Source organism: Streptomyces sp. Je 1-332, from assembly GCF_040730185.1.
Lineage (GTDB): Bacteria > Actinomycetota > Actinomycetes > Streptomycetales > Streptomycetaceae > Streptomyces.
The window spans coordinates 7879436-7892823 of record NZ_CP160402.1 but is presented as its reverse complement, the minus strand read 5'-3'; the positions used below and the strand labels follow the sequence as shown (position 1 = coordinate 7892823).

Sequence of the window (13388 nt, the reverse complement as noted above, 5' to 3'; positions counted from 1 at the left end):
CTGCTCCGCGTGCGAGGGGGCAGGGCCGGGATGCGGGACGGGTGTGGACCGGCGTCAGGCCGTTCCGGCGGGGCGGAGGGCTGCGTCTTGTTCCGCCGCCCGGTGAACGGCGGGGTGCCGTGCCCGGCAACAGCTCGTCGCCGCGCGCTTCGGAGAAGGCGCGGGGTGCGCCGTGCTGGCTCAGCCTGGCCTCCGGTGACGTCCTGGCCGCCAAGAAGTTCTACGCCCGCGTTCTCGGCTGGTGCCACGTCCCGCTGATCGGTGCGCCGGACCGGGCTCGCTTCCTGGCGCTGCGGTGCGGAGCACCGGTGGGGACCATCAGCCAGGCCACGTGCGACCTGGGCGTCTCCGCGGGATGGATTCCGTACTTCGGCGTCGATGACGTGGACGCCATGGTGGGCAGGCTGCGCGATCGCGGCGCCACCGTCGCCGTAGGGCCGCTGTCCACGGAAACCGGGCGACTGGCCGTGGCCGCGGGTCCGCAGCAAGCGGTGTTCGGGCTGCGCCAGCAGGCCCCCGACCCCCGGTGGAGGGTGGGCACGGGCCCCGTCGCCCGGCTCGAGCTGCGCACCCGGGACATCTTCGCCGCCGCCTACTTCTACGGGGACGTACTGGGCTGGGCGGGCACGTCGGGCGACTGCTGCGACGTGGAGTACACGAACGGGCAGATCGAGGTGCGCGACGGGCTGCGCACGGTCGCCGCGTTCAGGGATGCCACGGCGTCCGGGTGGCAGCCGTGCTTTCGCGTGGCCGACGTCGGCGTGGCAGCCGTGGCGGCCACCGGCTGGGGCGGGCGGGTCATCTCACCGCCGGAAGGTCCCCGTGGCCGGCGCGAAGCCGTGCTGGCGGACCGTGAGGGCAACCCCTTCACGGTCGTGGCGAACTGAGCAACGCAGAACGAGAGAGTGAGGAGTCAGACGATGTTTCTGCAGGCGCCGGACGTGGACGAGGTCGCCGAGCCGGGTGGACGGGCACGGGGCGACAGCGTCGGGCTGCCGTGGATCGAGGAAGCCGACCAGGTCGCGCCGCGGGACGCCCGGGAGCTGTCGAAGCTCTTCTTCGAGGAGCTCAAGGCGCTTGATGAGGACTCCCCCGCCTACCTGTACACGCGCAACACCCTGATCGAGATGAACCTCTCGCTGGTGCACTACGTGGCCGGCCGCTACCGCAACCGCGGCAACGGCCAGCTGGAGGACATCGTCCAGGTCGGCATCGTGGGCCTGATCAAGGCGATCGACCGGTTCGACGTCGACCGCGGCTTCGAGTTCGTCTCCTTCGCGGTCCCTTACATCCTCGGGGAGATCAAGCGCTACTTCCGTGACACCAGCTGGGCCGTGCACGTACCGCGCAGACTGCAGGAGCTGCGGCTTCAACTGGTCAAGTCCCAGGAGCGGTTGTCCTCGACACTCGGCCGCGAACCCACGGTCACGGAGCTCGCGTCCGACCTCTCGGTGACCGAGGACCAGGTCCTGGAGGTGATCGTGGCGGCCAATGGTTACGCCGCCGGATCGCTGGACAGCCCGCGCAGCGAGGGAGAGGAGGGCGGGGCGCAGACCACCGGTCGCTCCCTCTCCGACGTCATGGGCGAGGAGGACCCGGCCATCGAGGTGTTCGAGGACCTGCACGCCTTGGCCCCGCTCCTGGCCGGACTGGACGAACGCGAACGCCGCATCATCGAGATGCGGTTCGGCCAGGAGATGACCCAGGCGCAGATCGGAGCCGCTCTGGGACTCTCGCAGATGCACGTGTCCCGGCTCCTGGCAGCGACCCTCGCCGTCCTCCGCACCGGTCTGCTCACCTACGACTAGGAGACGCCGGCGGGATTACGGGGCTGTGGGTCCGGGCAGCGTGCTGCCCGGACCCACAGCTCCCCACATCACGTCGCGTCCGTCCGGTGGCCCGGGAGCAGCTTCGCCAGGTGGTGCAGCGAATTGATGAGGTGCTCGGGGCCGAAAGGCGGGAACTGGAGGTACTCGCGGATGAACTGCGGCACGGCCGACCAGTCGTAAGTGAGTGTGACCTCGGTCTGCGCCGGGTCGAGCGGGACGAGGTCGTAACGCCAGAACCAGCCGCCGAACTCCAGACGGCCGCCTTCCTTCTCCTCCCCCGTCAGCCAGGCGATGGCGCGCGGCGGGTCGAACACCTGGACCTTGTTGGCCACCCGGTAGTCGCCGTTCGGGTGGTTCGGGTGGTACATGTCCATCCGGAAGATCTGCCCCGCCTCGGTCAGCGGCGCCCGGTCGGCGGCTTCCTGGACCCAGCCGGTGCCGTCGATCGCGGAGTGCGTCGTCGGGTCCGCGAGTACCGCGAACACCCTCGCGGCGGGCGCGGCGACCGTCAGGGTGGCGCTCACGTTCTCCTGGTCCACGATCGCTCGCTCCTTGTCACCTCGTCGGGCCTCCGCAGGCGCGGAAAGCATGGTCCCGACATGTAGACGACCCGGCGCCACGGAACTCATCGCCGGGCGGCCTGAAGGTGCTCGGCGGCCTCGGCCGCGGTGTAGGACGAGGTGAACGTGAACGCCCGCGGGGACGGGCCGTGCGCCTGCAGGTCCGCGAGGCGCTCCAGGGCCTCGCCGACGGTCGGGAGGTGTCCGGCGGGGACCCACCAGAGCACCATGTGCGCCTTGACGTGCCGCTCGAACCATTCGCGCCGCCTGCGCATCACCTCCAGGTGCCCGCTGCGATAGGCGAAGTCCCACAGCGCCTCCTGGGTCTCCCACACCGACAGGTTGACGATGACGTCCTCACCTGCCGGGCGCAGACCGGTGGCGTCGGCCGCCCCTTCCTCCACGAGCCGCCACACGAAGCCGGGCGCGGCGTCGGCGTCGGCGTTGACCGGATCGAGCAACTCGACGAACGGCGCGATGCGCGGGTCGTCGAGGGGGTGGAGAAGCGTGGCGATGTTGAGCTCGGCGAGATGGGCGTGCGTGGGGGCGTGGCCGTCTGTGTGGGTGTGGGCGCCGTGCGCGGCGGATGCGGTCATGGCCTCATCCCAGCACGGCCCGCTTTTCTATGTCAACGCCCATGGTTTTTAGAAGAGTCGAGCACGACGCAGCACTCCCCGGGCCGAGCGTCCATGCGAGCGCGGACCGGGCCTTCCGAACCGAGCAGCCCTTCGAGGAGCGCGAGATTCATTCCGCACACCAGCGGTGGGAAGCGCTCGGCCACGGCATGAAAGGGGCAGTTGCGCATACGGACGACGGGCGCTTCCTCCTCCGCGCCTTCGGGACCCTCCATGTGCGGTTCGTAGCCGCGCGCGGTCAACATCTCCATGGCTTCTTCGAGGCCGCCGCAGGGCTCGGCCGATCCGCGCAGAGCCTCGCCCCTGCGGCGCGCCGCCGCGCAGAGCCCGGCGTCGAGACCGGCCTGCTCGGCGGCCTCGGCGAGCAGCTCGGCGGCGGTGCGGTAGTCACGGGCGGGCAGCGAGACCGACCGCTCGGCCCGCGACCGCGTGTACACCTTGGCGGGACGGCCCGCCCCCGGCCCCGAGCGGCCCGTCAGGCGGCGGCTGCCGCTCTCCAGGAGCCCGGCGTCCGTCAGCTTGTCCAGATGGTGCGCGGCGAGCGTGCGCGCCACCCCGGCCGCCTCGGCGGCCTCGTTGCGGCCGACCTCACGGCCTTGCGCCGCCACGTACTCGTACAGTCGGCGCCGCACGGGATCCTGCAGCACCGCGATCACATCGATGTCCTCCACCCGGCCAGTCTAGGAACAACCCGGGTTGGAGATAGAAGGGCCGGTCGGCGACCGTCCGCATCGTTAGCCTGCGTCCATGATGCGCGCTTGGATTCTTCCGATGTGGCTGGTGATCGGCGGCTCGGCCGTTGCGGTCGGCTTGATCTTCAGGGGTGATCCTGGCGCGGCCGCAGCGTTTTTCCTCGTGTTCCTGATCCTCGCGGGCGTGCACTCGCCGCTGTTCTTTCCGAGGTCGATCGGTGCGACGGAGGCCCAGCGCCGCAGCGCGGTCGACGGCCGGCCGATCGTCTTCTGGCGGCCGGGCTGCCAGTACTGCGTGCGGCTGCGTATCCGACTGGGGCGCAGCGCGCGCCAGTTGCACTGGGTCGACATCTGGCGTGACCCGGCCGGAGCGGCAGTGGTGCGGGCGACCAACGAGGGCAACGAGACCGTTCCGACCGTCGTCGTGGCGGGCCGACCGCACGTCAACCCCGACCCCGCATGGGTGCGCGAGCAGGCCGTCCGACCTGCCCCGTGATCGGGGCGTTTCCGGAACTCGCAGGCATCGCACAGGGTTTGCGCAGGCATGGGGACAGGCCGCGCTCGTAGTGGGACGCTGGGAGTGTCCGGCGTCGCCGCCCGAGCGCGGCAGCGTCCGGGAGCGCGGGAGGCCGAGGCTCCCCCCTGGTCGGCTCTCGCCCGAAACGCCCCCGGCGGTGCGAGGCTGCGGGAGTTGCCTCGCCGCCGCGTCTGGTGGGCGGAGGCTGGGGCCGTGTTGTCGGTGATGCGGCTCCAGTCGCCCTTGGATGTCGGCCGCCGACGGCTCGGCGGCCCTGGCTCCGCGGATCAGTCAGTCGGTGGAGAGCGCCTCGATGAGCTGCCCGGCCTTGGGGTCCTGAAGCGCTCGGGCGGCGTCGGCGAGGGCCACCATCCCGACGAGCCGATGTCCGTCGATGACGGGAAGTCGCCGCACCTTGTGATGCGTCATGGTCGCCACGATCTCGTCCGCGCTGTCGTCGGCGCCGATGGTGACGGCCTCGCCCTGGGCGAGTTCACCGGCCAGGACGGTTGCCGGGTCCTTGGACTTGCCCAGCACCTTGGCGACGATGTCCCGGTCGGTCAGAACACCCTTGAGCCGGTCGTCGGTTCCGCAGATGGGCAGTGCGCCCACGCCCAGTTCGGTCATCTTGCGGGCGGCGTCGAGCACGGTTTCCTCGGCGCCCACGCAGTGGGCGCCACCGGTCATGATGTCGCGTGCCTTGGTCATGTCGGGCTCCTCCACTGATGTACGGGGATGTGCTGGGTGGCTTCCCGGGTGCCCTCGGGTGCCCGGTCATAACGCCGAATCAGACAGGTACCGAGAATGGGGAGATCTACGGCAAACCAGCCCCAACCACACCTCCCCACCCATGAGTTCCAGGGGGGTCGTCACACCGTGCACACGCCGGGTTAAGGTCAGCCTGGTGTGGTGGTCAGCAGGCCCCTCCAGCGAACGGGGCTGGGGTGGGCGGGGTCGGCGATGGTCGCGTCCGCTGCTCACCGATCGACGAGGGCCAGGGAGCAGGGTGCCGCCATGGGAGACAGCGTGACGAACATTCCGGCCGCGCCCCCACCCGAGGATCAGCCCTCGGCCGATGGACTGCCGTCCCCGAGATCCGATGGCCTCCCGTCCTCGAAAGCAGAGACGGAAGACGAGCTGAGAGCCACCGCCGAACAGCTGCGCGAGCAGGTGTCCGAGCTGGAGGTCCAGGCGCGTGCGCGCCCCAGGATCGCGATGGCAGAGGGCGTCCTGGTCGAGCGGTACCGCCTGGCGAACGCGGAGGCGGCGTTCACCCTGCTGCGTCAGGCGTCCCAGCGGGCCAACATCAAGCTGCACCAGCTGGCCGCCGCGGTGGCCCGGACGCCGGGACCGGCGCCGGGGGCCAAGACGTGGTTCAGCGGACGGGTCCAGCATCCGATACCCGACCTGACCGCGCTCGATGCAGGCACGCTCAACGCGGCCAACCAGGGCGAGGTCCTCGGCGCCGCGCTGCATCGCGTCCTTGCCGTGACCGGTACGGACATGGGGAACGTGCAGCTGGTCGAGGACGGTGTGCTGCGGATGGCCAAGCACGCGGGGCTGCCCCGGCAGTTCACCGACTACTTCGCGTTCGTCGACGGAAACACCGCATGCTCGCGGGCCGCCGCCGCAAGCCACCAGGTCACCGTCAAGGACGTGGCCACTTCTGCCGGTTTCGACGACCAGACGCGCCGAGTGATCCTCATGGCCGGCAGCCGCGCCTGCCACAGCGTCCCGCTCGTCGACGAACAGGACACGGTCCGCGGTGTCATCTCCTCTCACCACGCCCGCCCTCTGGTCGGCTTCACCCAGGCGCAGCTGCAGACCCTGGACGCCACGAGCCGCGCCCTGGGCACGTGGATCAAGTGGCACCAGCACACCGTCCTCGTCGACGCACTGGAAGACCTCCACCAACTGGCCCGCGCCTCCAGCCGGTAGCAGCCGATGGGCAAGGGGCCGGGGACAACTGCTGGTTGTCGCTTCCGCATCCCGCGTGCCAGTGTGAGCGGCCGTGATCCACATCCCCCCACGCCACCGGAAGGAATCTGGACCATGCTGCGCGGCTGCACCCCGCACCTGCCCGAGACCATAGGCCGCTACTACGACCGTGGTTACTACCGGGGCGCCGCCCTGCCCCAACTCCTCGCCGAGCAGGCCCGTGCGCACGCCACCCGCACCGCCCTCGTCCACGGCGCACGCCGGCTCACCTACCGCGAGCTGAACCGCTCCGTCGACCGCATGGCCGCCGGGCTCACCCTCCGGGGCGTCCGCGCGGGTGACAGGGTCATCGTCCAGCTTCCGAACGTGCCCGAGTTCGTCATCGCCGTCTACGCCGTCATGCGTGCCGGCGCGGTCCCGGTGCCGACGTCCACCTCCCTCCGTGCCGAAGAGATCGGGCATCTCGCCCATGTCACCGAAGCCGCCGCCTACATGGGCCCCACCGAGCATCGCGGCTTCGACCACGCCAAGATGGCCTCCGCGGTCAGCGACGACCATCCCCGTCTGCGCCTCGCCTTCACCCTCGACGGCCCCGACGGCACTCACGGCGGCTTCGGCACGGCCCCCAGCGGCTGCCTGTTCTTCCCCTTCGGCTCCCTGGACGCGCCGCGCGGCCCGGACCGCACGTACGACCCGAACGACGTCGCGTTCCTCTTGCCGACGGACGCCACCACGACCGGGCCGGCCGCGACCTCGACCCTGCCCGACCTGGTCCCGCGCACCCACAACGACTACGCGTACCAGGCCCGGGCCGCCGGCGAACTCATCGGCCTCGGCCCCGAGGACGTCTACCTCGCGGCACTCCCGGCGGCGGCCAACTTCACCTTCGGCTGCCCCGGCATCGTCGGCACCCTCACCGCCGGAGGCACCGTCGTGCTGATCGACGAGCCCGGCCCCGCCGACGCCTTCCGCGTGATCGAGACCGAGAAGGTCACCGTCACCTCCCTCGGCCCCGCTGACGCGCGACAGTGGCTGGAAGCCCTCCCGGACGGCCAGTACGACCTCTCCAGCCTGCGCCTCGTCCAGATCGGCGGCGCGCCCCTCCCCGCCGATCTCGCGGCCCGCGTCCAACCGGCCCTCGGCTGCCGCCTCCAGCAGGTCTTCGGCATGGCCGAGGGGCTGCTGTCCCTGACCCGTCCCACCGACACCGACGACGTCGTCCACCTCACGCAGGGCCGCCCGCTCTCGCCCGGGGACGAGATCCGCATCACCGACCCGAACGGCGACGACGTCCCCACGGGAACCCCCGGTCAACTCTGGACGCGCGGCCCCTGCATCCTGCGCGGCTATTACAAGGCCCCGGAACGGAACGCCCGCGCCTTCACCCCCGACGGTTACCTCCAGACCGGCCAGATCGCACACCTCACCAAAGACGGCGACCTCGTCATCGAAGGCCGCGTCTACGACCGGGAGGCGTGACCCACCTCACACCTCCCCCCTGTCAGGAATCGCCGCGCTGTCCCGCTCAAAGGGTCGAAGGGCCGAAGGGCAAGCGATTCAGACAGGAGCCACACCCATGAAGCACCGCATTCTCGTCCTCGGCGCCGGTTACGCCGGGGCCTTCGCCGCCGGGAACCTGGCCCGTCGGCTCTCGCCCGCCGACACCGAGATCACCGTCGTCAACGCCGAGCCCGTCTTCGTCGAGCGGATGCGCTTGCACCAGTTCGCGACCGGCCGGCAACTCGCGACCCGGCGCCTCTCCGACGTGTTCGCGGGCACCGGGGTACGCCTGCGCGTGGCCCGCGTCACCTCGGTCGACCCGGAGCGCAAGACCGTCACCGTGACCGGCGGGGAAGGCGCGGAAAGCGCGGAAGGCGACGCCGAGCTCGCGTACGACACGCTGCTCTACACCCTCGGCAGCAGGGTCGCCGGCCACGGTGTCCCCGGGATGGCCGAGCACGCCTTCGACGTCGCGGGACGGCCGTCGGCACTACGGCTGCGCGCACGCCTGGACGCTCTGGGCGGAGCCGGCTCCGTGCTGGTCGTCGGCGAGGGCCTGACCGGCATCGAGACCGCCACCGAGATCGCCGAGTCGCGTCCCGGCCTCTCCGTGGCTCTCGCCGCCCGTGGTGAGCTGGGAGCCTGGCTCTCCCCGGGCGCCCGGCTCCATCTGCGCGAGGCCTTCGACCGGCTCGGCATCACCGTCCACGAGCACACCGGCATCGAAGCCGTCGGGGAGACGTACGCGGTCGGCGCCGACGGCACCTCCTACCCGGCCGACGCGACGGTGTGGACGGCCGGGTTCGCCGTCGACCCCATCGCGGGAGCCGCCGGTCTCGAGGTCACCGAGGAGGGCCGGATCGTCGTCGACGACACCATGCGCTCGGTCTCGCACCCGGACGTCCACGCGGCGGGCGACAGCGCGTACGCGATGGCCGACAACGGACGGCCACTGCCGATGTCCTGCGCCTCGGCGGGGTTCACCAACATGCAGGCGACGGAGGCGATCATCGGACGGCTGACCGGACGCCCGGTCCCGAACGTCAAGAAGTCCTACGTCGGCAACCACATCAGCCTCGGGCGGTACGACGCGATCTTCCAGATGGTCGACGGCGACGCACGGGCGAAGTCCTGGTCCGTGCGCGGCCGGAAGGCCGCGCGGCTGAAGGCGGGCATCCTCAAGGGCAGCCTGTGGTCCGTCTCGCACCCGACCTTCGGCCTGCCGAAGCGCAAGCGCCGCCTGACCGCCGCCCCCGTGCCCGCCGCCACGGTGCCCGTCGGCACAACAGCCGTCGGCACCCCGGCCGTTGGTGTCGCGTCAGAGAACGCCGCCGCATAAGGTGCTCCGCGTGGAAAGCACCGTCGCTGATCGCTTCGAGGCCGGCCGGGCACGGCTGGCCTCGCTCGCGTACCGTCTGCTCGGCTCGGCGGCCGACGCCGAGGACATCGTGCAGGAGGCGTACCTGCGCTGGCACGCAGCTGACCGCGGGCGGATCGAGGTGCCGGAGGCATGGCTGGCCAAGGTCGTCACCAACCTGTGCCTGGACCGGCTCCGTTCGGCACCGGTGCGCCGCGAGCGCGCGGCCGGCACGTGGCTGCCCGAGCCGCTTCTCGACGGGGACCCGATGCTCGGCCCGGCCGACACCTTCGAGCAGCGCGAATCCGTGTCGCTCGCGATCCTGACCCTGATGGAGCGGCTCTCACCGGTCGAGCGGGCCGCCTACGTCCTGCACGAGGTGTTCTCCTACCCCCACGCCGAGATCGCCGGGATCCTCGACATCTCCGAGTCCGCGAGCCAGCAGCACGTCCACCGGTCCCGGCGCCGGGTCGCGGCCGCGCGCCGCGGAGGTGGTGAGGTCGACCCGGCGTCGGCACGCAAGGTCCTCGACGAGTTTCTCGCCGCCGCGTCGTCGGGCCGTACCGAGCGGCTGGTGGCGCTGCTCACGGACGACGCGATCGCGGTCTCCGACGGCGCGGGACTCACCAAGAGGCTGTTGCGCTTCGAGACCCCGGCGCGCATCGCGAGTCTGATGCGGACCGCCTTCAAACCGACGCCCGCGAAGCGGCGCCTGGCCGGCGGCTCTCCCACGATCCACGTCGGGCGGGTCAACGGCTGGCCGGCGGTGCTCGCCGTGCTCGAAGACCGCGTCGTGGGCGCGGTGGCGTTCCAGGTCAGCGACGGCAAGGTGGCGGCGCTGCACGGCTTCGCCGCCGCGGAACGCCTCGCCCGCCTCACCACGATGTGGCCGCGGCACGAACCCGACGCCCCGGCCATCGACCAGTGGTGAGCGGCCCGGCCTTAGCCCCGCGCCCTCCCCCGCCGAGGCGCGGGCCGTACGTGCGGCATCATTCGACCCGCACGCCGAACCGTCGGCCGGGAGCGTCGCCCTCCCGCTCCAACTGCGTGCACCATGTGCATGCGTCGGCCACGTGTGCGGGAGAGTCCAACCAGTAGGCACCGGTGAGCAGTTGACCTTGCTCCGGAGCGGGCAGCGGATCTCTCGTCTCCTCGTCCATGCCCCGGTCAACGAGGCCCGAATGTACCGGGTTCTGGGGTCGGAGGTCGCTCTGCCCCCACACGCCGCCCATACGCCTGAAGTTCCTCCTCTGGTGTCTTCAGTCGGCGAAGAGCGGGTAGAAGGAGCGATTTCACTACCGCCGAGTTGGCGTCTTCTGGCCGTTCGAGGCCCCTTGATGCGTGTTCCGCTGGGAAACCGCACAGTGACCATGAAGAGTTGGTCGGCGGAGGCAGAACCCGCACGACCCCACGTGGACACGAAGGAGACGGCAGATGCTGTTCGGTAAAGAGCACGTCGAGCGCTATGTGGCGACTGACGGCGAGGAAGGCCACGACTGGCAGAACACCACGGTGCTGATCCTCACCACCATCGGCCGCAAGAGCGGCGAGCAGCGCAGCACCCCGCTGATCTACCAGCCGTACGGTGACGATGTGCTGGTGGTGGCCTCCAACGGCGGCGCGGACCAGCCGCCCCTGTGGTACCGCAACATCGAAGCGAACCCCGAGGTCCAGGTGCAGGTGAAGAGCGACCGCTACACCGCCCGCGCGCGTACGGCGGGGCCCGACGAGAAGCCGGACATGTGGCGGACCATGGCCGCCACATGGCCGGCCTACGACGACTACCAGCGCAAGACCGACCGGGAGATCCCGGTAGTGGTCCTGGAACGCGTCTGAAGCTCACGCCCCGGCCCCGCCAGGCCCTCCGGCTCACCTCAGGTCCGTGAGGAGGCCGTCCAGGGCCTGGTGGAGCGCCTGGGAGTTGGCCGGGCCGAACCACGTGGTGCGGATGCGTTCGTTGTTTCCGTTCGGGGTCTCGTGGTCGGCGGCGAGTTGGTTCAGGGAGCGGGACTCGTCGCTCAGGGCCCGGCCGACACCCTGGAACAGTCCGCGGACGTAGCGTTCGGCGTCCTCGGGCGCGATGCCGTGGCCGACGGCCCACGTCGTGAGCGTGGCGAGGTACGAGTAGTGGGTGGTCAGCGTTCCCGTCAGCGCGGAGCAGACGTTGAAGGCTTCCTCGTCCGCCACCGGCTGCGCCCCGCCCAGCCGTTCGAAGAGTGCGTCCGCCACCGGGTGGGACGGGAAGGTCACCGTGACGGAGCGGCGTTCACGTACGGAGGGAAGGGGGATGGCCCGGACCAACGCGGCGTCGCTCGCCAGGGTCCGGCGCAGGTCGTCGTTGGCGACACCGGCCATCACGTTGATCACCGTCTTGTCGCCGTCCACCCGCAGGCCGGCCAGAGCGTCGTGCCGGTCCTTGGCGCGCACGGCGATGATCACCACCTCGGAGCGGTCCACCACCTCCTGGTTGTCGGCGCAGATCTCCACTTCCTCGTAGCGCGCGGCCAGTTCCGCCGCCGTACGGGCTCCTCGTGGGGAGAGGAACACCTCCGGCGACTCCTCGGTCCCGTCACACAGGCCCGTCACGACGGCCCGGCCGATCTCGCCCACCCCGATGATGCCGATGCGCTTGATGCCGATGCTCTCCACTGCGTTTCCTCCTGGATCAGACGGGTCAGTCAGGTCAGACGGGTCATATGAGTCGGACAGGTGGTCAGATGGCGAGTGCGGTTCGGAGGAATTCGACGATCTCCGTCCGCGCGGCCCCTGCCTGTGGGTCCACGCCGGGCAGGGTGAGGAACGCGTGCCGCGATCCGGGGTACTCGGTGAGCCGTACCGGCGTCCCGGCCGTCCGAAGTCGTTCGGCGTAGCTGCGGCCGTGATCGGCCACCGCGTCCTCGGTCGGCACCACCACGAGCGCCGGGGCGAGGCCGCTCAGATGGTCCGCGTACAGCGGCGAGAGCGCGCGACCGTCGGTTCCCGGCGGTACGGCGAGCTGATGGAAGAAGCGCAGCTGCGGCTCGGCGCGGGTCGGGCTGTACCCGTACTCGGCGATCGAGGCGTAGTCGAACATCGTCGCGGACACATCGACCGCGGGGTTGACCAGCACCTGCGCCGTGAGCCGCAGACCGGCCTCCCTGGCCCGTATCGCCGCGAGGGCGCTGATCAGCGCGCCGCAGCTCTCGCCGAAGACGGCGGTCCGCGCCGGGTCGACGCCCCATTGCGCGGCGTGCCGCACCACGTGCTCCAGGGCGTCCCAGCCGTCGTCGACCGCTGCCGACAGGGGCGTTCCCGGGGCGAGCAGGCGGTGTTCGACCGAGACGACGACCGCGGGCAGTTGAGCGGCGACATGGCTGTTCGGCCAGTCGCACTGCACCGCCGTTCCCACGAAGCCTCCTCCGTGCACGTGGAGCACGAGGGGGAGGTCAGGTCCGCGTGCGGAATCAGCGGCCGGCCGGTACACGCGCACCGGAAGCCTCCGGCCCGGCAGCGCCACCTCCTGCCACTCGATCGTGGCGCCGGGATCCGGGTCCCCGAGGAACGCCCGCGCCGCGCCGGACGCACGGAAACGGTTCTCCGCCTCGCGGTAGACGAGCAACTCCTCGCTCGTCATGGTCGGCCAGTCCGGCTCCGGCGGCCGTTCCGTCACAGTGTCCTCGCTCATGTCTTCTCCTTGCCCAGCGCTCTTCGCGACCCGAAGTCAATTTACGCGACCTGAAGTATCGAAACCTAAGGTAGCGAAAACAGGTACCGTATGGGTATGGCTTCGCCCACATCCGCCCGGCCGCCGGGCCGCCCCCGCGCCGGCGTCAACGACGCGGTCTTCGCCGCCACGCTCAGCACGGTGCGGGAGCTGGGGTACGGGCAGGCCACCGTCGAGCGCATCGCCGCCGCGGCCGGCGTCGCGAAGTCGACGGTCTACCGGCGTTGGCCCTCGAAGGGCGCACTGATCGTGGACTGCCTTCTCGACGCGTTCGGCCCGGCGCCGCTGGAGGGGGCCAGTCGCGCCGAGCTCATGACCTCGACCGTCCGCTGGGTGGCGGCGAAGATCGGCGAGCCCGGGGTGGGTGACGCGTTCGCGGGCGTGTTCAGTGACGCCGTCAGCGACCCGGCCCTGCGCGAGATCCTCTCCTCGCGGTTGCAGGACCCGTATCGGATCGCGCTCCAGGAAGCGCTCGGCGAGCCGGAGAACCGAGTCCTGTTCTTCATCGACGTCGTCGTCGGAGTCCTGCTCCACCGGATGGGCATGACCGGCGAGCCGATGGTCGACGCGGACGTCGACGCGCTGATCGAGATGGTGCTGCCGCACTTCGCCGACGGTCCCGCGCCTGACTGATCACACGCGAGACGGCGCCCTGGC

At 70.9% G+C, this 13388-nt stretch carries 15 protein-coding genes; 9 read left to right on the top strand and 6 right to left on the bottom strand.

Features of this window, described 5'->3' with window-relative positions:
* Positions 1-119 precede the first annotated feature (119 nt).
* Positions 120-887: a VOC family protein gene (locus tag ABXJ52_RS35555; RefSeq protein WP_367048045.1), complete on the top strand. Its 768-nt coding sequence runs from the start codon at positions 120-122 to the stop codon at positions 885-887.
* Positions 888-920: 33 nt separating this feature from the next.
* Entirely contained in the window at positions 921-1808 is an 888-nt protein-coding gene (locus ABXJ52_RS35550) for a SigB/SigF/SigG family RNA polymerase sigma factor (protein ID WP_367048043.1), read from the top strand.
* Between the two features lie 68 nt (positions 1809-1876).
* On the opposite strand, the gene ABXJ52_RS35545 is transcribed toward ABXJ52_RS35550, so the two are convergent.
* The 3 genes from ABXJ52_RS35545 to ABXJ52_RS35535 form a co-directional block, all read right to left on the bottom strand.
* Positions 1877-2368 carry an SRPBCC family protein gene (locus ABXJ52_RS35545; RefSeq protein ID WP_367048041.1) on the bottom strand — a complete coding sequence of 164 codons (492 nt, stop codon included), beginning with the start codon at positions 2366-2368 and terminating at the stop codon, positions 1877-1879.
* Between the two features lie 86 nt (positions 2369-2454).
* The gene (locus ABXJ52_RS35540; protein ID WP_367048039.1) at positions 2455-2985 is read right to left on the bottom strand and encodes a DUF3291 domain-containing protein; all 531 of its coding nucleotides are present in this window, start codon (positions 2983-2985) and stop codon (positions 2455-2457) included.
* Between the two features lie 32 nt (positions 2986-3017).
* The gene (locus tag ABXJ52_RS35535) at positions 3018-3695 is read right to left on the bottom strand and encodes a helix-turn-helix domain-containing protein (protein WP_367048038.1); all 678 of its coding nucleotides are present in this window, start codon (positions 3693-3695) and stop codon (positions 3018-3020) included.
* Between the two features lie 76 nt (positions 3696-3771).
* On the opposite strand from ABXJ52_RS35535, the gene ABXJ52_RS35530 reads away from it, so the two are divergent.
* A complete protein-coding gene (locus ABXJ52_RS35530; RefSeq protein WP_367048036.1) occupies positions 3772-4212 on the top strand; it encodes a glutaredoxin domain-containing protein in 441 nt (146 codons plus the stop codon).
* A 312-nt stretch (positions 4213-4524) separates the two neighbouring features.
* On the opposite strand, the gene ABXJ52_RS35525 is transcribed toward ABXJ52_RS35530, so the two are convergent.
* Positions 4525-4941, bottom strand: a complete 417-nt coding sequence (locus ABXJ52_RS35525; RefSeq protein ID WP_367048034.1) for a CBS domain-containing protein — start codon at positions 4939-4941, stop codon at positions 4525-4527.
* Positions 4942-5247: 306 nt separating this feature from the next.
* Here ABXJ52_RS35525 and ABXJ52_RS35520 point away from each other — a divergent pair, with 306 nt between their 5' ends.
* From ABXJ52_RS35520 to ABXJ52_RS35500, 5 genes are all read left to right on the top strand, one after another.
* The gene (locus tag ABXJ52_RS35520) at positions 5248-6171 is read left to right on the top strand and encodes an ANTAR domain-containing protein (RefSeq protein WP_367048032.1); all 924 of its coding nucleotides are present in this window, start codon (positions 5248-5250) and stop codon (positions 6169-6171) included.
* Between the two features lie 114 nt (positions 6172-6285).
* Positions 6286-7650 carry an AMP-binding protein gene (locus ABXJ52_RS35515; RefSeq protein ID WP_367048030.1) on the top strand — a complete coding sequence of 455 codons (1365 nt, stop codon included), beginning with the start codon at positions 6286-6288 and terminating at the stop codon, positions 7648-7650.
* A 97-nt stretch (positions 7651-7747) separates the two neighbouring features.
* Positions 7748-9010: an FAD-dependent oxidoreductase gene (locus tag ABXJ52_RS35510; protein WP_367048028.1), complete on the top strand. Its 1263-nt coding sequence runs from the start codon at positions 7748-7750 to the stop codon at positions 9008-9010.
* A 10-nt stretch (positions 9011-9020) separates the two neighbouring features.
* Complete coding sequence (locus ABXJ52_RS35505; RefSeq protein ID WP_367048026.1) at positions 9021-9959, top strand: sigma-70 family RNA polymerase sigma factor; 939 nt, start codon at positions 9021-9023, stop codon at positions 9957-9959.
* Positions 9960-10462: 503 nt separating this feature from the next.
* On the top strand, positions 10463-10864 hold the full coding sequence (locus ABXJ52_RS35500; protein ID WP_367048025.1) for a nitroreductase family deazaflavin-dependent oxidoreductase: 402 nt from the start codon (positions 10463-10465) through the stop codon (positions 10862-10864).
* 33 nt (positions 10865-10897) lie between these two features.
* On the opposite strand, the gene ABXJ52_RS35495 is transcribed toward ABXJ52_RS35500, so the two are convergent.
* Positions 10898-11677, bottom strand: coding sequence for an NAD(P)-binding domain-containing protein (locus ABXJ52_RS35495; protein ID WP_367048023.1), 780 nt, complete (start codon positions 11675-11677; stop codon positions 10898-10900).
* A gap of 64 nt (positions 11678-11741) precedes the next feature.
* Positions 11742-12692 carry an alpha/beta hydrolase gene (locus ABXJ52_RS35490; protein ID WP_367048021.1) on the bottom strand — a complete coding sequence of 317 codons (951 nt, stop codon included), beginning with the start codon at positions 12690-12692 and terminating at the stop codon, positions 11742-11744.
* A gap of 96 nt (positions 12693-12788) precedes the next feature.
* Here ABXJ52_RS35490 and ABXJ52_RS35485 point away from each other — a divergent pair, with 96 nt between their 5' ends.
* Positions 12789-13364: a TetR/AcrR family transcriptional regulator gene (locus tag ABXJ52_RS35485; protein ID WP_367048019.1), complete on the top strand. Its 576-nt coding sequence runs from the start codon at positions 12789-12791 to the stop codon at positions 13362-13364.
* The last annotated feature ends 24 nt before the right edge of the window (positions 13365-13388 follow it).